Here is a 20,401-nt window from a genome sequence, read left to right as displayed (position 1 = left end):
GTGCAGGGGGTGGCCGGGGTCAGCCAGGCCCGGACGGTGTCCGGTGCGGCGACATCCAGGGGCGTCACCCCGCATGATCCCGAGGCCCGTTACGGCCAGAAGGTCACCGTGGCCGGGAAGCGCGACTGGATCGGCTGTAGCGCCCCCCCCAGACCGAGACCTGTGACGAGATGAGTCCGAATCTCATCGTCCAGGTGGTCACCCGCCCACCGCCGCAGCGGGACATCGATGCCCTCGACGGCACCTGGGACTTCCCTGTCGAATGGGAGGCCCGTACTCCGCCCTGCCCGCGAGGCATGCCGCGAATGAGATGACCGGCTGAAGTGCACCGGCAACATCGACGGCAGGACTGTCGGCGAGTGTGGTGACGTCGTACGAAATTCGGCTCCGCACCTGGACTCGGTGTGCGTGGAGCGTGTGTTGGGCTGAACCTCTCCGCGGCACTCATCACACGGTGGGTCGAGGCTGTGACTTCCTTGACAGGTGTCAGAGGTTTATCTCACGTGGTGAGTTCCGCGAGTTTCTTGCCCTGTCCGCGGCGATGCCCCTTTCCGCCCAGTCGGCGATCCCCCCTTTTCGCGCGGACGGCGGCCGCGTCGACGATCGCCGAGGTCCAGTCGGCCTCACCGCTGGCCCCGAGTTCTTCCAGCACCGCCCCGTGCAGTCGGCTCCATAAGCCGGCCTCGGTCCATAACGTGAAGCGGCGGTGCGCGGTGGCGGGCGACGTGCCGAACGTCGGCGGCAGATGCCGCCAGGCACATCCACTGGTCAGCACATACACCACCGCCGTGAACACGGCCCGCTCGTCGCAGGGAGCCGTCCCACCCCCTTGGGGACGAGCAGCGAACGACGGCAGCAACGGGGCGACCAGCTCCCAGAATTCATCTGGAACCAGTCGCTTCGACAGATCGCAATCCATAACCAGCATCATGCCGCACGGATATCACGCCACGTGAGACACCCTCTTATCGAGCCACGTGAGACAACCCTCGATACGTTGCAAACTCAACAACTCACCCTCCTTTCCCAGCGATGTGCCCTCAAAACCCTGGCCAGAACGTCCCGTCGAGATTGACGCAAAACCCCTGACCAGGGCGCCAAGTCGAGGTTGACGCCGACATATGGCCCTGTCTACGCTGCCGAACGTCGTCGGGTTGCCGATCATGAAGTTCGCCCTTTTAGCGACTGGAGAGATGCACTAGATGAACGGCTTGGAGACTAGGTTTCCCAAGTACGAACTGATCTCGTCCGACAAGAGCACGGACCCTATTCCGGAGCTCCGCGAGTTACGCGAGAAGACCCCGATCGCCTGGGTTCCGGTCATCGACGCGGCACTTCTCACTCGGCATGCCGATATCGTCCGAGTACTGAAAGACCACCGCATGGCTCCGGCCAACCTGACACAGGGCATCCGGCTGCTCAGCCCCGAACAGCAGGAGGAGCTGGAGCCGCTGAGCACCGCCGTCGGGAAGTGGATGGGGCACACCGTTCCCGCGGATCACCAGCGGTTCATCGGCCTGCTGAAACGTTTCTTCACTCCGGCCATGATCGACCGGATGCGGCCGCGCGTGCGGCAGTTGTCGCATGAACTGCTGAATGCGGTGGAGCCGGCCGGCCGGATGGACATCGTTTCCGACATCGCGTATCCGCTGCCCGCGTGCGTCATCGGCGAGATGCTCGGCGTGCCCATGGACAACAGGGCGCAACTGCTCGCCTGGTCGGCCGACATCGGGGCGATCGCCGAAATCGTCAGCTATGACCGGCTCATGCAGTGCCAGCGGAGCCTGCTGGCGATGCAGGACTTCGTCCTGGAGGTGGTCGAGGAGCGCAGGGCCGATCCCAAGGACGACCTGATCAGTGCGTTCGTCGCCGCCGAACGCGAGGGCCTCCTGAGCGAGGCGGAGATCCTCTCCAACTGCGTGATGCTGCTCTTCTCCGGGCACGAGACCACCGGCGGGCTGATCACCAGTGGCCTTGTCCAGCTGTTCGATCACCCTGATCAGCTGGAGCTGCTGAAGTCCGATCCCGACCTGATGCCGGGCGCGGTCGAGGAGATGCTCCGGCTCGCCGGACCGGCTTCCGTGATCACACGGACCAATACCGAACCCGTCGAAGTCGCCGGTCATCACTTCGAAGCGGGGCAGCAGTTCCTCCTGGCGCTGATGGCGGCGAACCGCGACCCGGAGGTATTCGAGGACCCGGACCGATTCGATGCCACCCGGCGTCCGAACGACCACCTCGCTTTCGCCACCGGCATGTTCTACTGCCTCGGCGCGGCACTCGCGCGGATGGAAGCGGATGAATTCTTCAGGATTCTCCTGGACCGTTTCCCCGACCTCAGCCCCGGATACGAAACTCCGGACTGGCAGCCGGTACTGCTCATCAGCCGACGCTTGAAGACGCTCCCCGTCAATCTGCGGGGTGCCGACGGAAGCGGTGCCGGCGATGAGTGATGCCGATCGGATAGCGGCCCTGCTGAAGGACCGCGCCGCCGACCAGGTAACGAAATTCAGTCCTTCACCGTACGAGACCGGACAGTTTCTGCGGATATCCGAGCGTGCGGACGTCGGTGCACCGCAGATCGACTACTTGCTCGCGACGCAGCGACCGGACGGCCTGTGGGGTTCGGTCGGGTTCGAGCTGGTACCGACGCTGGGCGCGGTGGCGGGTCTGTCCTCCCGGCCGGAATACGCCGACCGGGCCGCGGTGGCGGACGCCGTGGCGCGGGCCTGCGGAAAGCTCTGGGAGCTGGCGCTCGGTGCGGGCGGGCTGCCGAAGCTGCCCGACACCGTGGCATCCGAGATCATCGTGCCCAGCCTGATCGATGTGCTGGGCGAGGTGCTGCACCGCCACTGCCCGGCCGCATGTGGCCAGGCGGGGCACGACCGGGAGTTTCCCAACCCGCCGGGCGCGAAGCCTGAGTTGTGGCGCCGGCTGAACGACCTGATCGCCCAGGGGCAGGCCATCCCGAAGACGGCATGGCACACACTCGAGGCATTCCATCCGCTGCCGCAACAGTTCGCGGCGACGGTGAAGCCCGCCGCGGACGGTGCGGTGACGTGTTCCCCGTCGTCCACGGTGGCCTGGGTGTCGGCCGTGGGGACGGACGCCGGGGAACCGACTCGCGCCTATCTCGAAGAAGCGCGGAGCCGCTACCGCGGAGCTATCCCCATGGGAAGCTCCATGCCGTACTTCGAGGCGCTCTGGGTGCTCAATCTGGTGCTCAAGTACTTCCCGGACGTGCCGATCCCCAAGGAAGTCGTCGAAGAGCTGGCCGCCGGGTTCGGTGAATCGGGTATCGGCGGCGGGCCCGGCCTGCCGCCCGACGGAGACGACACGGCCTACGCCAATCTGGCCGGCGACAAACTCGGCGCCCCCACTCACCCGGAAATCCTGATGAAGTTCTGGGACGAGGACCACTTCGTTTCGTATCCGACGGAGCAGACGCCCTCGGAGACCGTGAATGCGCACGCCCTCGAATACCTGAATCACCTCAGGATGCACCGTGACATCACGGAATACGGGGCCGTCGAGGACGCATGTGCCGAGTGGGTCATTTCCCAGCAGACCGAGGACGGCTGCTGGTACGACAAGTGGAATGTCTCGCCGTACTACTCCACGACGGCGTGTGTCGAGGCTCTTCTCGACGCCCGGAAGCAGGATGAACCGCAACTGGATTCGCTGCGTCGCGCCAGGGAATGGCTGCTGCGAAACCAGACGGATTCGGGCGGCTGGGGAATGGCGGAGCCGTCCTCCGAGGAAACGGCCTACGCCGTGATGGCGCTCGACCTGTTCGCCGGCCGTGGCGGCAAGGGTTCCGAGGAGTGTGCGGCAGCGATATCGCGGGCCAAGGACTTCCTCGAGGACGAGTCCAGGGAGAACCCTCCCCTGTGGATGGGCAAGGACCTGTACACGCCTTTCCGGATCGTCGATGTGACGGTGCTGTGCGGTCGTGCCGTCGTGAGCAGGTACTGATGCCTGCAGCGATCGAGTTCACGTACGAAGGCCGGCGGAACCCGAATATCGCGGAGACCGAATCCGCCTACGGTTCCCTCATCGCCGGGCTCGGGCTCCAGGAATCCGACCGCGCCGTTATTTCCGGGCAGTCGAAGATCGTGGGAGCCGCGGCGCTTGTCTATCCCGATGCGGATGCCGAGACCTTGCTGGCGGCTTCGCTGTGGACCGCCTGTCTCATCGTCAACGACGACCGGTGGGATTACGTCCAGGAGGACGACGGGCGGTTGTCTCCGGGCGAGTGGTTCGACGGGGTGACCGAGGTGGTGGACACCTGGCGAGCTTCCGGGACCCGTCTGCCGGACCCCTTCTTCGAGTTGGTACGGACGACGATGTCCCGGCTCGACGCGGCGCTCGGCACGGAGGCGGCCGACGAGATCGGGCACGAGATCAAGCGCGCCATCACGGCGATGAAATGGGAAGGGGTCTGGAACGAATACACCAAGAAGACGTCCTTGGCGACGTATCTGAGCTTCCGCCGCGGCTACTGCACGATGGACGTCCAGGTCGTTCTGGACAAGTGGATCAACGGCGGCCGCAGTTTCGCCGCGCTGCGTGACGACCCCATCCGGCGATCGATCGACGATGTGGTGGTGCGGTTCGGCTGTCTGTCGAACGACTACTACTCGTGGGGCCGGGAGAAGAAGGCGGTCGACAAGTCGAATGCGGTGCGGATCCTGATGGACCACGCCGGCTACGACGAGAGCACCGCGCTGGCCCACGTTCGCGATGAGTGCATGCAGGCCGTCACGGACCTGGACTGCATCGAAGAATCCATCGGGCGCAGCCTCCATCTCGGCAGCCAGGCACAGGAGTTGCTCGACTACCTCGCATGCCATCGACCGCTGATCTACGCAGCGGCGACCTGGCCGACGGAGACCGACCGCTACCGCTGAGCAGCGACTCGCACCATCGACACCACAAAGAAGCCATCTCTCCGCACCCCTCGGGTGTACGGATGAAGGGAACTTCCCAGCGATGAGCACTGCCACCTCTCCCCGCACCACCGACGCCGTCACCACCCCCAGGACCACCACGGCTCCGGGTAAGACTCCCGGCCTGGCTCCGGGTGGCGTTCCGGTGCTCGGGCACCTGCCGATGATCCTGCGCTCCCGTTTCGAGTTCATCGAAACGGTGCGTAACGCAGGCCCGGTGACGCGGGTCAAACTGGGCCCGAAAACCGCGTACTTCGTCAACGACTACGAGCTGCTCGCCCAGATCCTGGTGAGTGACGCGGACAAGTTCGTGCGCGGCATCCACTTCAAGAAGATGCGAAACATGGTCGGAAACGGTGTGGTCACGACCTCCGGCGACCTGCACCGGCGGCAACGGCGGATCATGCTCCCGTCGTTCAGCCAGCGCCGGCTTGCCATGCACCTCCCCGTGATGCGGCAGATCATGGCCGAGTTCGTCGCCTCGATGCCCGAGCGGCAGCCCTACGACCTGATGGGGCCGGTCATGGGGGTCGGCTGCGACATCGTGACCTCGACCATGCTCGGCGAGAAGACCCCGCCGGAGGTCCTGCGACTCGTACGCGAGGCCGTTCCGGTCTTCGTCGAGAACGCGGCGATCCAGGCCGTCGATGTGACCGGCGTCTACAAGCACCTGCCGACGAAGTCGAACCGGGACTTCGAGAGGCTGCTCAACGCCTTCAACGAGTACATGTACTCGGTCATCGACGACAAGTTCCGTAACGGAGCCGGTGAGGAGGCCGGTCTCCTCGACATGCTGATCAACGCCACCGACCCGGAGACCGGCGAGAAGTTCGACCGGACCGAAGTCCGTGACCAGGCCGCGACGATCCTGCTGGCGTCGACGGAGACCACGGCGAACACCATCAGCTGGGCCTGCTACGAACTGGCCCGGCACCCGCGGATCTTCGCCGAATGCCGGGCGGAGATCGACGCGCTGGTCAAGGACCGTGACTGGACGGACATCGAGATCGGCCGGCACGATCTGCCGGCGCTCAAGCGGGTGCTGTTCGAGGCGCTGCGGATGTACCCGTCCTCGTATCTCCTCTCACGGCAGGCGTCGGTGGACACGACGCTGGGCGGCTATGCCATTCCGAAGGACGCCGCGATCCTGTACTCGCACTACGGACAGCAGCGGGACGAGCGGAACTTCCCGCACGGCGACGAGTTCGACCCCGACCGCTGGCTGGACAAGGACGGTGGCGAGGTCACGGCGTCCGCGTTCATGCCGTTCGGGTTCGGCGCGTACCGCTGCCTCGGCGAAAGCGTGGCGACGCTGGAGGCGACGTACTGCCTGGCCATGATGATCCAGCACTGGGACTTCGCGCTCAGCGACTTCTCGGAGCCGAAGATGAACGCGACGATCACGCTCTCCCCGAAGGACCTGAAGTTCCTGTTCACCAAGCGGGCCGAGAGCGGGGCACACGATGAGTGACCTCGAGGTGCGGGTCGACCGCGACATGTGTGTGGGCTCCGGGCAGTGCCTGATCTCCGCCGCCGACCACTTCGGGCAGGACATCGAGGGGTACGTGGAGCTGCTGCCGGACGCCCCGACGACCGATCTCGCCACGAACGAAGAAGTGCAGGAAGCGGTCGAGAAGTGCCCCTCCGGGGCGTTGTCCTGGCATCGCCCGGACCAGATCTGACGAGTCGGCCGGCCCGGGCTCGACACCGGGCCGGCCGCACCGAATCCAGGGGACACCGTTACGCCCGCGGATCTTCGCCGCATCGTCCTGTCCATCTCATGGCAAGGGGCACTTTCTTGTACACGGATATCGCCGAAACGCTGGAGAGCGCAGCCGACGCAGGCCGCAGCCACACCTTACGGGCAGCCCAGATCGTCACGCCTGCACTGCGCGCGACCATAGACACGCTGAGCAGCCGAATACGCCCGATCGTCGGTTACCACTTCGGCTGGCTGGACCTGGCAGGGCAGCCGACGGACCAGGGCTGCGGCAAGATGGTTCGCGCGGCCCTGACCGTCCTCGCTGCGGAGGCCTGCGGAGGCGAGGTCCAGCGGGCCGTGCGTGGCGCCGTCGCGGTCGAGTTGGTGCACAACTTCTCGCTGCTCCACGACGACGTCATGGACGGTGATCTCGAACGCAGGGGACGCCCCACCGTCTGGGCCACATCGGGTGTGCCGGCCGCGATTCTCGCCGGCGACGTACTGCTTGCGCGTGCCTGCGCGGTGCTGCAGAACGACTCAGAGCACCGGATCTGGGCCACCAAGCTGCTCACCGAGACGATCGCGACCCTCGCCGAAGGGCAGATGGCGGACGTCGCGTTCGAGCGCCGCACGACCATCTCTCTGAAGGAGGCGCTGGCCGTCTCCGAGGCGAAGACCGCCGCACTGCTGAGCTGCGCCTGCGAGTTGGGTGCGGGACTGTCCGGGGGCGGGGCCGAGGCCCGTAAGCGCCTGGCCAGGTTCGGATGGCATCTGGGGATGGCGTTCCAGCTCGTGGATGACCTCCTGGGCATCTGGGGCGACCCCGCGGCCACCGGCAAGCCGGCCGGTTCCGATCTGCGGAACCGGAAGAAGAGCATCCCGGTGGTCGCGGCGATGAACGGCACCGGCGCAGCCGCCGAGGAGCTCGCCGCGATCTACCGCGGCGAAGAGCCGCTGACCGACGACACGGCCGACCGCGCCGCCAAGCTGATCGAGTCGGCCGGCGGACGCGCGTGGACGGAAGCCGAGATCGACCGGCACAAGAAGGAAGCGGCGGCGCAGCTGGAGGCTCTGGGCCTCAGCGAGGTGCAACGCCGGCCGCTGCTGGCGATCGCCGAATATGTCGCGTTCAGGAACCACTGAAGAACGCTCCGCCTCGAAAGTTCCTGGACTCCTGGACTCCTTGATTCATGAACTCCTGGGTTCGTGGACTTCTGGATTCCTGGACTTCTGGATTCCTGGACTTCTGGATTCGTGGACTTCTGGATTCCTGACGATGCGATCTCACCGCAGCAACGACACGGGGAGCTGAGTGCGTTGACCCTTCCGACCTCGGTGGAGGACGGCTCCAAGGCTCACCGGGCCGGCGCCGTCAGTACCGGTCGCGCCCATGCCAAGGCCATCCTGCTGGGAGAACACGCGGTCGTGTACGGAACCCCGGCGCTCGCGTTGCCCATTCCGCAGCTCACGGCCACCGCAAGCGCGGCATGGTCCGGCCACGCCGCCGAAAACCCGAGTGATCTGACCTTCACCATGACCGGGTCGGCTTCCCGCGCGGTCACCGAACAGGCCTTTGACGGTCTGCGACGTCTGACAGCCGCGTTCAAGGCGCACCTGGGAGTGACGGGCGGACCGCACCTCGACGTCAGCCTCGACGGGGCCATCCCGCCCGGCCGCGGGCTCGGCTCCAGCGCCGCGAACGCGCGGGCGATCATCCTCGCCCTGGCCGGCCTCTTCGGCCGGAAGCCGGCCGAGGACGAGGTGTTCGACCTGGTGCAGGAGGCCGAGAACCTGACGCACGGCCGGGCCAGCGGCGTCGACGCCATGGCCGTCGGTGCCGCTGCCCCGCTCCTCTTCCAGGCGGGCAGGGCACAAACGCTGGACATCGGCTGCGACGGACTGTTCGTCATCGCGGACAGCGGAACCGCAGGGAGTACCAAGGAGGCGATCGATCTGCTCCGTGCCGGATTCCGGGCCGCGCCCGGAACGGAGGACCGATTCATGCGCCGTGCCTCGCGACTCGTCGACGATGCCAAGGCGTCGCTCGCCGAGGGCGAACCCGAGGAATTCGGAGCGTGCCTGACCGAGTATCACGACCTGCTGCGCGGGGCGGGTCTGAGCACCGGCCGGATCGACGCGCTGGTGGATGCCGCGCTGCAGGCCGGCAGCCTGGGCGCCAAGATCACCGGTGGTGGTCTGGGCGGTTGTGTGCTGGCGATGTCCCGTCCGGAGCGGGCCGGGGAAGTGGCCCGGCGGCTGCGCGCCGCCGGTGCCGTCCAGACGTGGGCCGTGCCACTGAGGAGGCCCACTCATGAGCGCTGAACAGCCGTCCGCCCTGCTGTCCGCGCAGCGGACGGACATCGCGACAGCCGTCGCCCAGCCGAATATCGCGCTGATCAAGTACTGGGGCAAGAAGGACGAGCGCCTGTTCCTGCCCCGTACCGACAGCCTGTCGATGACTCTGGACATCTTCCCGACGACCACCCGTGTCCGGCTCGCGCCCGGCGCCGGGCAGGACAGGGTGACGTTCAACGGCGAGCCCGCGACGGGAGACGCCGAGCGGCGCATCACCGCCTTCCTCCAGCTGGTGCGGGAGCGGTCGGGGCGCGGCGAACGGGCCCGCGTCGACACGGAGAACACCGTCCCCACCGGGGCCGGCCTGGCCTCTTCGGCCAGCGGTTTCGCCGCCCTCGCCGTCGCTGCCGCCGCGGCGTACGGGCTCGGTCTCGACGCACGGGGCCTGTCCCGGCTGGCCCGGCGCGGCTCCGGGTCGGCCTCCCGGTCGATCTTCGACGGCTTCGCCGTATGGCACGCCGGCCACACCGGCGGCACCCCCGAGGAGGCCGATCTCAGCTCGTACGCCGAACCGGTGCCGGCCGTGGACCTGGACCCGGCACTGGTGGTCGCGGTGGTCAGCTCGGCCCCCAAGGAGGTGTCCAGCCGGGAGGCCATGCGGCGCACGATGGACACCTCACCGCTGTACGAGCCGTGGGCGGTGTCCAGCCGGGCCGACTTGACGGACATGCGAGCCGCGCTCGGCCGCGGCGACCTGCCGGCGGTGGGCGAGATCGCGGAGCGCAACGCCCTCGGCATGCACGCCACCATGCTGGCCGCACGCCCCGCCGTGCGGTACCTGTCACCGGCGTCGCTCGGCGTCCTCGACAGCGTTCTGCAGTTGCGGCGGGAGGGCGTGCCGGCCTACGCGACGATGGATGCCGGTCCCAATGTGAAGGTGCTCTGCCCACGTCCGGACGCCGAGCGGGTCGCGGAAGCCCTGCGCGCCGTTGCGCCGGTCGGATCGGTGCACATCGCCGGTCCGGGGCGGGGAGCCCGTCTGGTGGCGGGGGAATGCCGGTGACCGGCCCGCGCACGGTGACCCGGCGTGCTCCGGGCAAGCTTTTCGTCGCGGGTGAGTACGCGGTGGTGGAACCGGGCAACCAGGCGATCCTGGTGGCAGTCGACCGGTACATCACGGTCACCGTGTCCGACGGCGCCTTACCCGGTGTCGTCGTCTCCTCCGACGTCGGAGCCGGCCCGGTGCACCACTCGTGGCGGGACGGGCGGCTGACAGGCGCTGCGGGCTCACCTCATGTGGTGGCGGCGGTCGAGACCGTCGTCCGCCTCCTGGCCGAACGCGGCCGGTCCGTCCCGCCGTTGGCCGTGTCGATCAGCAGCACGCTGCACGAGGACGGCCGGAAGTTCGGCCTGGGCTCCAGCGGCGCGGTGACCGTCGCGACGGTCACCGCCGTCGCGGCCCACTGCGGACTGGAGCTCACGGTCGAAGAGCGCTTCCGCCTTGCGCTGCTCGCCGCCGCCCGCATCGACCCCAAGGGATCCGGTGGAGACATCGCCACCAGCACCTGGGGCGGCTGGATCGCCTACCGGGCGCCCGACCGGGACGCCGTGCTGGACCTGGCCCGCCGTAAGGGAGTGGACGAGGCACTCCGGGCGCAGTGGCCGGGCCTCTCCGTACGACGGCTGCCGCCGCCCCGAAACCTTCGCCTCGAGGTCGGCTGGACCGGCAACCCCGTGTCCACCACGTCCCTCGTGACAGACCTGCAGCGGCGCACCTGGTGGGGCAGCTCCGCGCACCGGACATTCGTCGGGGCGACCGGCGAGCTCGTGCACGCCGCGGTCACCGCGCTGGAGGACGGCGATACCGAGGGCCTGCTGCGGCAGGTCCGGCGGGCCCGTGAAGAGCTGGTCCGCCTCGACGACGAGGTCCGCCTCGGCATCTTCACCCCTGAACTGACGGCTCTCTGCGCCATCGCCGAACACGCCGGAGGCGCCGCCAAGCCCTCGGGGGCCGGGGGCGGCGACTGCGGCATCGCCCTGCTGGACGCCGAAGCCCTGTACGACCGCTCACAGTTACGCCGCCGATGGGCGGCGGCCGGGGTGCTGCCGCTACCGGTGTCCCCCGCCATGGAAGGAGTCGAGGAATGAGCAGCGCCCAGCGCAAGGACGACCATGTCCGGCTCGCTGCGGAGCAGCAGCGCGCGCACGGCGGACGCAACCAGTTCGACGACGTCTCGTTCGTCCACCACGCCCTCGCCGGAATCGACCGGCCGGACGTCCGCCTGGCCACGACGTTCGCCGGCATCTCCTGGCAGGTACCGCTGTACATCAACGCGATGACGGGCGGCAGCGCCAAGACCGGCGCCATCAACCGGGACCTGGCCGTCGCCGCCCGGGAGACAGGCACCGCCATCGCGTCCGGGTCCATGCACGCCTACTTCAGGGACCCCTCCTGCGCCGACACCTTCCGCGTGCTGCGCGCCGAGAACCCCGACGGTTTCGTGATGGCGAACGTCAACGCGACCGCGTCCGTCGACAATGCCCGCCGTGCCGTCGACCTGCTCGAGGCGAACGCCCTGCAGATCCACCTGAACACGGCGCAGGAGACGCCCATGCCGGAAGGCGACCGGTCGTTCGGGTCGTGGCCGGCCCAGATCGCGAGGATCACGGCGGCCGTCGACGTCCCCGTGATCGTCAAGGAGGTCGGCAACGGGCTCAGCAGGCAGACCCTCCTGGCGCTGCCGGATCTGGGGGTGCGGGTCGCCGACGTCAGCGGCCGCGGCGGCACCGACTTCGCCCGTATCGAGAACAGCCGGCGCGCCCTGGGCGACTACGCCTTCCTGCACGACTGGGGGCAGTCCACCCCGGCCTGTCTGCTGGACGCCCGGGATGCCGGCCTCCCTCTGCTGGCCTCCGGCGGGATCCGCAACCCGCTCGACGCCGCCCGCGCCCTCGCGCTCGGCGCCGTTGCCGTGGGCTCCTCGGGCGTCTTCCTGCGCACGCTGATCGACGGTGGCGTGCCCGATCTGATCACCCAGATCTCCACCTGGCTGGACCAACTCGCCGCGCTGCAGACCATGCTCGGCGCTCGGACCCCCGCCGACCTCACCCGCTGCGACGTGCTGATCCACGGCGAGCTCCGGTCCTTCTGCACGGACCGGGGCATAGACGTCCGGCGGTTCGCCCGACGCAGCAGCTCCGCCGACAGTCGTTCCGAGATGACAGGAAGCACACGATGACCGAAGCACACGCCACCGCCGGCATACCGATGAGGTGGGTGGGGCCCGTCCGCATCTCGGGGAACGTCGCCACCACCGAAACCCAGGTACCGCTGGCCACGTACGAGTCTCCGCTCTGGCCCTCGGTCGGCCGCGGCGCGAAGGTGTCCCGGCTGGCAGAGAAGGGCATCGTCGCCACGCTCGTCGACGAGCGCATGACCCGCTCCGTGCTCGTCGAGGCGACCGACGCGCTGACCGCACTCACCGCGGCACGGACCATCGAGGCCCGCATCGACGAGCTGCGCGAGCTGGTACGCGGCTGCAGCCGGTTCGCCCAACTCATCGGCATCCGGCACGAGATCACCGGAAACCTGCTGTTCATCCGGTTCGAGTTCAGCACGGGTGACGCCTCCGGGCACAACATGGCGACGCTGGCTTCCGACGTGCTCCTCAAGCACCTGCTGGAAACGGTTCCCGGCATCTCCTACGGGTCGATCTCCGGGAACTACTGCACGGACAAGAAGGCCACCGCCATCAACGGCATCCTGGGCCGCGGCAAGAACGTCGTCACCGAGCTGCTCGTGCCGCGTGACGTGGTGACCGACGTCCTGCACACCAGCGCCGCGAAGATCGCCGAGCTGAACCTCCGTAAGAACCTGCTCGGGACCCTTCTCGCCGGCGGCATTCGTTCGGCGAACGCCCACTACGCGAACATGCTGCTCGCGTTCTATCTGGCGACCGGCCAGGACGCGGCGAACATCGTCGAGGGCTCCCAGGGCGTCGTCACGGCCGAGGACCGCGACGGCGACCTGTACTTCGCCTGCACGCTGCCGAATCTCATCGTCGGCACGGTCGGCAACGGCAAGGGCCTGGGCTTCGTGGAGACCAACCTGAACCGGCTCGGCTGCCGGGCGGACCGCGAGCCCGGCGAGAACGCCCGCCGGCTCGCCGTCATCGCGGCGGCCACGGTGCTCTGCGGGGAGCTGTCGCTGCTCGCGGCACAGACCAACCCCGGCGAACTGATGCGTGCGCATGTCCAACTGGAACGAGACCACAAGACCGCGAAGGCTGGTGTCTAGAGCATGCCCCTCCCCATAGGTATCCACGATCTGTCGTTCGCCACCGGCGAGTTCGCGCTGCCGCACACCATCCTCGCCGCACACAACGGAACCGAGATCGGCAAGTATCACGTGGGCATCGGCCAGGAGTCGATGAGTATCCCGGCCGCCGACGAGGACATCGTGACCCTGGCCGCGACGGCTGCCGCGCCGGTCGTCGCCCGGCACGGCAGCGAACGGATCCGCACGGTCGTACTCGCGACCGAATCGTCGATCGACCAGGCGAAGTCGGCCGGTGTCTATGTCCACTCCCTGCTCGGACTGCCGTCGGCCACCCGCGTCGTGGAGCTGAAGCAGGCCTGTTACGGGGCGACGGCCGGCCTGCAGTTCGCCATCGGCCTGGTGCAGCGTGACCCCGCCCAGCAGGTTCTCGTCATCGCCAGTGACGTCTCCAAGTACGACCTGGACAGCCCCGGTGAGGCGACGCAGGGCGCCGCCGCGGTCGCCATGCTCGTCAGCGCCGATCCGGGTCTTGTGCGTATCGAGGATCCGTCGGGCCTGTTCACCGCCGACGTCATGGACTTCTGGCGGCCGAACTACCGCACCACGGCTCTGGTCGACGGCAAGGAGTCCATCGACGCCTACCTCCAGGCGGCGGAGGGGGCCTGGAAGGACTACTCGGAGCAGGACGGCCACGCCCTGGAGCAGTTCGCCGCGTTCTGCTACCACCAGCCGTTCACCAAGATGGCTCACAAGGCCCACCGGCACCTGCTGAACTACTGCGGCCACGACACCCAGGGCGACGACGTCACGCGTGCCGTCGGCCGGACCACCGCCTACAACAGGGCGATCGGGAACAGCTACACCGCCTCCGTCTACCTGGGCCTCGCCGCGCTCCTCGACCAGGCCGACGACCTGACCGGCCGGCGCATCGGATTCCTCAGCTACGGTTCCGGCAGCGTCGCCGAGTTCTTCGGTGGGACCGTCGTCGCCGGATACCAGGACCGGCTGCGGACCGAGGCGAACATCGAGGCGGTCTCCCGACGGCGGCCGATCGACTACGCCGGCTACCGCGAGCTGCACGAGTGGGCCCTCCCCGACGACGGCGGCGACCACGCCACCCCGCGGCAGACCACGGGACTGTTCCGGCTGTCCGGTATCAGCGGCCACAAGCGCCTCTACCAGGCGTGCTGACCGGACCGGCCCTCGGGACACACGCATGAACCATGATCTGAAGGACATCAGGATCCTCGGCACGGGTGCGTACGTGCCGGACCGGATCGTCACCAACGACGAGGTCGGCACACCGGCCGGAGTCGACGACGCCTGGATCGTCCACAAGACCGCAATCCGGGAACGGCGCTGGGCCGGGGCCGGCGAGGCCACGTCGGACCTGGCGACGTCCGCGGCGCGAGCCGCGCTGCGGTCGGCGGGCGTCACGGCCGAGCAGCTGTCCGTGATCGTGGTCGCCACCTCCACGCCGGACCGGCCGCAGCCGCCCACGGCGGCGTACGTCCAGCATCGCCTCGGGGCGACCGGAGCGGCCGCGTTCGACGTCAACGCGGTGTGTTCCGGCGCCGTGTTCGCCCTGTCCGCGGCGGGCGGCGCCCTGCTGCGGCAGGGTGGCTACGCTCTGGTGATCGGTGCTGATGTCTACTCACGGATCCTCGACCCGACCGATCGCAGGACAGTGGTGCTGTTCGGTGACGGGGCGGGCGCGATGGTGGTCGGCCCCGCCGAGCACGGCACGCTCGTACGGCATGTCGCGCTCCACACGTTCGGTGATCTCGCAGGTCTGATCACCGTGCAGGCGGGCGGCAGCAGGATGCCGCTGGACCACTCCGGCCTGGACGCGGGGCTGCAGTACTTCGCGATGTCGGGGCGCGAGGTGCGCCGCTTCGTCGTCGAGCAACTTCCGCAGCTGGTGAAGGAGTTCCTGCACGAGGCGGGGGTCGAGCCGGGCGACATCGCACACTTCATCCCCCACCAGGCCAACGGCGTGATGCTCGACGAGGTCTTCGGCGCCCTGGGAATGCACCGTGCCACCATGCACCGCACGCTGACGCACTACGGCAACACGGGCGCCGCCTCGATTCCCCTCACTCTGGACGTGGCCGCCCGTGAGCACAGGTTCCGCCCCGGCGAGCTGATCCTGCTGGCCGGGTTCGGCGGCGGCATGTCCGCGAGCCTCGCCCTGATCGAGTGGGCGGACCTCTAGAAGTCAGCCCCCTCCGCACCTTCTTCGCCCTTCTCCTGTACGTAGCGGAGAACGCCCCACATGCTGTGCTCGTCCGCAGTGTGTGGGGCCTCGCTCCTACAGGCGGCGAGTTCCTTGCCGAGCGCCTCCGGGTCGACGCCCGCACCGATGAGGACGAGCTGGGTCAGTCGCCTCTCACCGGCCGGCCACGGCTCCGGGTAGAAGCGCAGGAACCGTCCGACGGCGTGCACGGCGTACCTGTTGCGCGGATCGGCGGCGCCGAAATCGACGTACCCCTTGATGCGGTAGAGCCCCTCGGGCCGGCTGTCGAGGAAGGTCATCAACCGGCTCGGGTCGAGCGGCACTTCGGACTCGACAGAAACACTGTCGTACGCGGCGTGCATGTGCCCGTCATGCCCGTCATGCCCGTCCACGTCGGCGCTGTCGCCGTCATGGCGGGGCAGGTCGTCGAACGACAACTGCCCGATCCGCTCCCGCGTCGGCCGGCAGTCGAAGAGGAACTCGGGGTCCACGCGCGCGTAGGTCGCGGGGACGACCGCGGCGCGCCCCGAGAGCTCTCGTACGAGGTCGAGAACGCGCTCCCGCTCCCGCTCGGGGACCCGGTCGGCCTTGTTGACGACCACGAGGTCCGCGATGGCCAGATGCCGGTCCACCTCGGGATGCCGCTGCCGGGTGGCGTCGAACTCGACGGCGTCGACGAGCTCCACCAGACCGCCGTACATGATGCGGGGATTCTCACTGGCCAGCACCATCCGCACGAGCTCCTGGGGCTCGGCGAGGCCGCTCGCCTCGATCACGATCACATCGAGACCGCCGCTGACGGCCGACGGCCGGGTGAGCCGGTCCAGGTACTCGTCGAGCTCGCTCGCGTCGACGGCGCAGCACAGGCAGCCGTTGCCCAGGGAGACGGTGGAGTCGCCCAGCTGCCCGGCGACGGCCATCGCGTCGATCTCGATGGCGCCGAAATCGTTGACGATCGCGCCGATCCTGGTGCCGCCGCCATGGTGCAGCAGATGGTTGAGCAGGGTCGTCTTGCCGGAGCCCAGGAACCCGGCGAGGACGACGACGGGGATCTGCTGCGGGTGTTCCCGACTCGGCTGACTCAACGCGCGACCTCTCCCACGCCGTCGCGCCGATCGGCGCGAACACCGGCGTTCTTACGACGAATGAATGCCGACTCAGGATACGAGCGCGTAGAAACACCGCGGAGTGAACGATTGTTAGCGTCGCGGGCGGGGCACACGACAGGCATGGCGCCCGGGCGAGCGACCCCTGTTCCCCGTGCGCCTCCTCTCCGCCTCCCAGCCGATCAGCGCCGCTCGGCAACCTGGGAGGCGGCTAGCGCGCCGCCCACCGCTCGCCGGTCCCTTTCCCGTCGCCCCGCACCCGACGACCGGCGGACGGTCGCCTGAACCGGGGGTTGACATGGCCACACAAAGTAATGGGATACGCGCACTGAGTGCCGCCGCACTGGTGGGGTTCGCCCTCGGCGGGGCCACGCTGGCCCTCACCATGCAACAACGCCGCGAGGAGCTACGGATCCGCGTCGAGCAGCTGGAACGGGACGAGGTGGCGCAGCGCCGCAGGGCCCGGGCTCATCAGCAGGGCATGCACTGGGCACTCCTGGTCAAGGCCATCGACGACCCTTCACTCGCGGCCGTGATCAACACCTACAGCGCGGAGGTTCCGCTGGAGAAGCTGCGCCAGTACTTCTACGCGAACGCCTGGTACGTCAATCTCTTCCATCTGCAACAGGCGGGCCTCCTCGACCAGGAGCAGCTGGTAGGGCACCTACGCGACCTGTTTCAGAGCGAGGTCTTCGTCGAATACTGGCGAGCCACTCGGCACAACCGGGCGACCCTGCCTCATTCATCCGACGAAGCTCAGCTCGGCGACCTCGCGGAGCACCTCTTGGAGGAACTCGAGGAGGCGGACACCGATGTGTGGTGGGTGGTCGGCGATCCGCCGCCAAGCTGACTCCTCGACTGTCGTCCAGACGAGTCATCTTCAAGTCGCGCGAGAAACACTGCCGCCGGTACAGACGACACACAAGGGGTCGCATTAGCCTGACGGCCTCTGGCCGGAACTATGCCCCCAAGGATCGGTATCCCTTGAAGATCGTGCGCCGTATCGGTGTACCCCCGCACGTCCGTGGCAGTACCTCAGGCGCGAACTGCCCTGACGTGTTCGAGCTGAGCGACGGCAACTTCGCCGTTATCGGCACGGAGGCCACCGCCGAGCTCGACAAAGAGCTCCCCGCCGACGCGTCGCGCGCCGACTACGAGCGCATCGTGATCGTCAGCCGTGAGACGCTCGTGCGCGCCAAGGCGGACATCCCGGACGCCTAGGCCCCTCACTTCCGGAGCCCGGTCCCTGCAAGGGGCCGGGCTCCAGCGCGTTCAGGGCATCACCGGCACCGGAACCGGAGCCGTCGGCCCGACATAACGTGCCGCCGGGCGGATGATCTTCGAATCACGCGCCTGCTCAAGGATGTTCGCGCTCCACCCCACCACGCGCGCAGCGGCGAACGTGGGGGTGAACATCGCGCGGGGCAACCCGCACAGCTCCATGACCACGCCCGCGTAGAACTCCACGTTCGTGTGCAGTTCCCGTCCCGGCTTGAGCTCCGCGAGGATCGCCTCCACCCGGCGTTCGACCTCGACGGCGAACTCCACCATGGGTCCGCCGAACCGCTGGGCGATGCCGCGCAGCATGCGCGAGCGCGGGTCCTCCGTGCGGTAGACGGGGTGCCCGAAGCCCATGATCCGGTCGCCCGCGAGGACCCGCTCACGGATCCATCCGTCGATACGGTCCCGCGTGCCGATCGCGTCGAGCGTGTCCAGCGCGCGGCTCGGCGCACCGCCGTGCAGCGGTCCGGAGAGCGCCCCGACGGCGCCCACCAGACAGGCGGCGACATCCGCACCGGTCGACGTGATGACCCTCGCCGTGAAGGTTGACGCATTGAACCCGTGGTCAATGGTTGAGATCAGATATTGCTCGACGGCACGGGCGTGGGCGGGGTCCGGCTCCGAACCCCTCAGCATGTAGAGGTAGTTGGCCGCGTACGACAGGTCGTCGCGGGGCTCGACCGGTTCGAGGCCCTCACCCAGCCGGTGCAGCGCAGTGAGCAGTGTCGGCACGACCGCCGTGGCGGCGAGGGTGTCCTCGCGGCGCCGCTCGTCATCGATGTCGTACACGGGCCGGAAGCCCTGCGAGGCGCCGAAGAGCGAGAGGGCGCTGCGGAGCCCGGCGAGCGGGCCGGAGAGTGCGCCGGCTCGGGCGATCACGGGCAGCGCGGCCCGTACGTCGTCGGGCAGCCGGCGCAGGGTCGCGGTACGCGCGGCGAAGGCCGCTGACCGTGCGGCGTCCGGCAGCTCGCCGTGGATCATCAGGTGCCACACGTCCTCGAAACCGCGGGTCTGCGCGAGCTCGACGGCCGAGTACTGGCGGTAGTGGTAGAAGCCCTCACGCCCTCTGACGTCACCCAATCGGGTGTCGGTGACGACGACGCCCGCGAGTCCCCGCGGTACGTCGACAGGGGCGGCCGTGGTCCCGTTGATCGACATGTTTCCTCCCTGGACTTGATTCGACTGTCCACTCTTGACTAATACGCTGTCAATATTGATTGAATCAATACAAGCGATCCGGATACGGTGACGCCCATGACCGATCACGAGCCCGCACCCCCGCCCGCGCGGGACGCCCGGCGACTCAGCACCAAGGAGACCGCCGAACTTCTGGGCGTGAAGCCCGAGACCGTGTACGCCTACGTGAGCCGCGGTCAGCTGAGCAGTCGCCGAGCCGGGCCCGGCTCCCGCGGCAGCACGTTCGACGCGGACGAGGTGGCGGCGCTCGCGCAGCGCAACAAGCGGGAACCGGCGGCCGGTTCGGCCCCGGACGAGCTGTCCGTGCGGACCCGGATCACATTGATCGACACGGATCGCTACTACTTCCGGGGGGTCGACGCGGCCGAGCTCGCCGCGCACCACACCTACGAAGAGGTCGCCGAGTGGCTGTGGACCGGGGTGATGCGGCCGGGAACTCAGTTCACCGCGCCGCGGCAGTCACTCACCGCGGCCCGGCGCGCCGTGGGAGCGCTGCCGGAGCACAGCAGCCCCGTCGACCGCCTGCGGGTCGCCGCGGTGGCCGCGGCCGTCGCCGACCCGCTCCGCTTCGACCTCTCCGAAGAGGCCGTGCTCGGCACGGCCCGCACCCTCATCCCCACGCTGGTGGCCGCCCTGCCGCCCGTACGGCACACGCACCGCGACGGCGGCCCGCTCGCCCAGCGCCTCTGGGGGCGCCTCACCGGGCACGAACCCGACGACCCGTCACTGCGCGCCCTGGACACGGCACTTGCGCTGCTCGTCGACCACGATCTCGCCGCGTCGACTCTCGCCGTGCGCGTCGCCGCGTCGGCGCGCGCCCACGCGTACGCGGCCGTGTCCGCGGGCCTCGGCGTCCTGGAGGGTCCGCTCCACGGCGCCGCCAGCGGTCTCGCGCACCGCATGCTCCTCGACGTGCTCGACCGCGGCAACGCGGCTCCCGTGGTGGCGGACGAACTGCGGGCCGGACGGCGCGTGCCGGGCCTCGGACACCGCCTCTACCGGGGCGAGGACCCGCGGGCCCAGGCCCTGTTCGCCCTCCTCGAAGAGATCCCCAAGGCCCACTCGGCGCTCGCCGCGGCCCGGGACGTCGTGGCGACGACCGCCCGTCACACGGACCTCCACGCCAACGTCGACCTCGCCCTCGCGGTCTTCACCGTCACGTGCGGGATGCCCGCGGAGGCCGGTGAGACCGTCTTCGCGGTGGCCCGGACCGCGGGCTGGATCGCCCACGCCCTGGAGGAGTACGGCGAGCGCCCGCTGCGGATGCGGCCGAGCGGCCAGTACGTGGGGCTGCGCCCGCCGCAGCCGCTTCCCACACCGCACGGTCCGCTGCCGGAAGAGCGGGGTTAGGCTCCC

General features: G+C 68.7%; 19 protein-coding genes. 16 read left to right on the top strand and 3 right to left on the bottom strand.

The genetic code is table 11. The features are described 5' to 3' along the window. Window positions 1-499 precede the first annotated feature (499 nt). Window positions 500-931, bottom strand: coding sequence for a transposase (locus tag EOT10_RS00355; RefSeq protein ID WP_127825970.1), 432 nt, complete (start codon window positions 929-931; stop codon window positions 500-502). A gap of 271 nt (window positions 932-1,202) precedes the next feature. Here EOT10_RS00355 and EOT10_RS00350 point away from each other — a divergent pair, with 271 nt between their 5' ends. The 13 genes from EOT10_RS00350 to EOT10_RS00290 all read left to right on the top strand — a co-directional run bounded on the left by EOT10_RS00350 (window position 1,203) and on the right by EOT10_RS00290 (window position 15,440). Then, a complete protein-coding gene (locus EOT10_RS00350; protein ID WP_127825969.1) occupies window positions 1,203-2,453 on the top strand; it encodes a cytochrome P450 in 1,251 nt (416 codons plus the stop codon). Next, complete coding sequence (locus EOT10_RS00345; RefSeq protein ID WP_127825968.1) at window positions 2,422-3,975, top strand: prenyltransferase/squalene oxidase repeat-containing protein; 1,554 nt, start codon at window positions 2,422-2,424, stop codon at window positions 3,973-3,975. The genes EOT10_RS00350 and EOT10_RS00345 overlap by 32 nt, the downstream gene beginning before the upstream one ends. Next, the gene (gene cyc2 / locus EOT10_RS00340; RefSeq protein WP_189490936.1) at window positions 3,975-4,910 is read left to right on the top strand and encodes a terpentetriene synthase; all 936 of its coding nucleotides are present in this window, start codon (window positions 3,975-3,977) and stop codon (window positions 4,908-4,910) included. Before EOT10_RS00345 ends, cyc2 begins: the two co-directional genes overlap by 1 nt. An 82-nt stretch (window positions 4,911-4,992) precedes the next feature. Continuing rightward, complete coding sequence (locus EOT10_RS00335) at window positions 4,993-6,420, top strand: cytochrome P450 (RefSeq protein WP_127825966.1); 1,428 nt, start codon at window positions 4,993-4,995, stop codon at window positions 6,418-6,420. Further along, window positions 6,413-6,631, top strand: a complete 219-nt coding sequence (locus EOT10_RS00330) for a ferredoxin (protein WP_127825965.1) — start codon at window positions 6,413-6,415, stop codon at window positions 6,629-6,631. The genes EOT10_RS00335 and EOT10_RS00330 overlap by 8 nt, the downstream gene beginning before the upstream one ends. Window positions 6,632-6,747: 116 nt before the next feature. Further along, the gene (locus EOT10_RS00325; protein WP_189490933.1) at window positions 6,748-7,794 is read left to right on the top strand and encodes a polyprenyl synthetase family protein; all 1,047 of its coding nucleotides are present in this window, start codon (window positions 6,748-6,750) and stop codon (window positions 7,792-7,794) included. A 63-nt stretch (window positions 7,795-7,857) separates the two neighbouring features. Continuing rightward, window positions 7,858-8,973, top strand: a complete 1,116-nt coding sequence (mvk, locus tag EOT10_RS00320) for a mevalonate kinase (protein ID WP_223280684.1) — start codon at window positions 7,858-7,860, stop codon at window positions 8,971-8,973. Further along, on the top strand, window positions 8,963-10,009 hold the full coding sequence (gene mvaD / locus EOT10_RS00315) for a diphosphomevalonate decarboxylase (protein WP_127825963.1): 1,047 nt from the start codon (window positions 8,963-8,965) through the stop codon (window positions 10,007-10,009). The genes mvk and mvaD overlap by 11 nt, the downstream gene beginning before the upstream one ends. Continuing rightward, the gene (locus EOT10_RS00310; protein ID WP_223280683.1) at window positions 10,006-11,094 is read left to right on the top strand and encodes a phosphomevalonate kinase; all 1,089 of its coding nucleotides are present in this window, start codon (window positions 10,006-10,008) and stop codon (window positions 11,092-11,094) included. Before mvaD ends, EOT10_RS00310 begins: the two co-directional genes overlap by 4 nt. Beyond that, a complete protein-coding gene (gene fni, locus EOT10_RS00305) occupies window positions 11,091-12,185 on the top strand; it encodes a type 2 isopentenyl-diphosphate Delta-isomerase (RefSeq protein WP_127825961.1) in 1,095 nt (364 codons plus the stop codon). The genes EOT10_RS00310 and fni overlap by 4 nt, the downstream gene beginning before the upstream one ends. Continuing rightward, entirely contained in the window at window positions 12,182-13,243 is a 1,062-nt protein-coding gene (locus tag EOT10_RS00300) for a hydroxymethylglutaryl-CoA reductase (protein WP_127825960.1), read from the top strand. Before fni ends, EOT10_RS00300 begins: the two co-directional genes overlap by 4 nt. Window positions 13,244-13,246: 3 nt before the next feature. Continuing rightward, window positions 13,247-14,416: a hydroxymethylglutaryl-CoA synthase gene (locus tag EOT10_RS00295; RefSeq protein WP_127825959.1), complete on the top strand. Its 1,170-nt coding sequence runs from the start codon at window positions 13,247-13,249 to the stop codon at window positions 14,414-14,416. Window positions 14,417-14,441: 25 nt separating this feature from the next. Then, window positions 14,442-15,440, top strand: coding sequence for a 3-oxoacyl-ACP synthase III family protein (locus EOT10_RS00290; protein ID WP_127825958.1), 999 nt, complete (start codon window positions 14,442-14,444; stop codon window positions 15,438-15,440). Here the strand turns inward: EOT10_RS00290 and EOT10_RS00285 are convergent. Then, window positions 15,437-16,546: a CobW family GTP-binding protein gene (locus tag EOT10_RS00285; RefSeq protein ID WP_127825957.1), complete on the bottom strand. Its 1,110-nt coding sequence runs from the start codon at window positions 16,544-16,546 to the stop codon at window positions 15,437-15,439. The two genes, EOT10_RS00290 and EOT10_RS00285, sit on opposite strands and share 4 nt — an antisense overlap. A 319-nt stretch (window positions 16,547-16,865) precedes the next feature. Here EOT10_RS00285 and EOT10_RS00280 point away from each other — a divergent pair, with 319 nt between their 5' ends. Both EOT10_RS00280 and EOT10_RS00275 read left to right on the top strand, forming a co-directional pair. After that, window positions 16,866-17,417 (top strand): DUF6082 family protein, encoded by a 552-nt coding sequence (locus EOT10_RS00280; RefSeq protein ID WP_223280682.1) that lies wholly within the window; start codon window positions 16,866-16,868, stop codon window positions 17,415-17,417. A gap of 134 nt (window positions 17,418-17,551) precedes the next feature. Further along, window positions 17,552-17,788, top strand: coding sequence for a hypothetical protein (locus EOT10_RS00275; RefSeq protein WP_127825956.1), 237 nt, complete (start codon window positions 17,552-17,554; stop codon window positions 17,786-17,788). Window positions 17,789-17,839: 51 nt separating this feature from the next. Here the strand turns inward: EOT10_RS00275 and EOT10_RS00270 are convergent, their stop codons facing one another. Further along, window positions 17,840-19,006, bottom strand: a complete 1,167-nt coding sequence (locus EOT10_RS00270; protein WP_127825955.1) for a citrate synthase/methylcitrate synthase — start codon at window positions 19,004-19,006, stop codon at window positions 17,840-17,842. 96 nt (window positions 19,007-19,102) lie between these two features. On the opposite strand from EOT10_RS00270, the gene EOT10_RS00265 reads away from it, so the two are divergent. After that, window positions 19,103-20,395 carry a citrate synthase gene (locus tag EOT10_RS00265; protein WP_189490930.1) on the top strand — a complete coding sequence of 431 codons (1,293 nt, stop codon included), beginning with the start codon at window positions 19,103-19,105 and terminating at the stop codon, window positions 20,393-20,395. Window positions 20,396-20,401 lie beyond the last annotated feature (6 nt).

The sequence above is a fragment of the Streptomyces antnestii genome (assembly GCF_004005495.1).
Lineage (GTDB): Bacteria > Actinomycetota > Actinomycetes > Streptomycetales > Streptomycetaceae > Streptomyces > Streptomyces antnestii.
The sequence above is the reverse complement of the archived record's forward strand: the minus strand, read 5'-3'. Positions and strand labels throughout refer to the sequence as shown.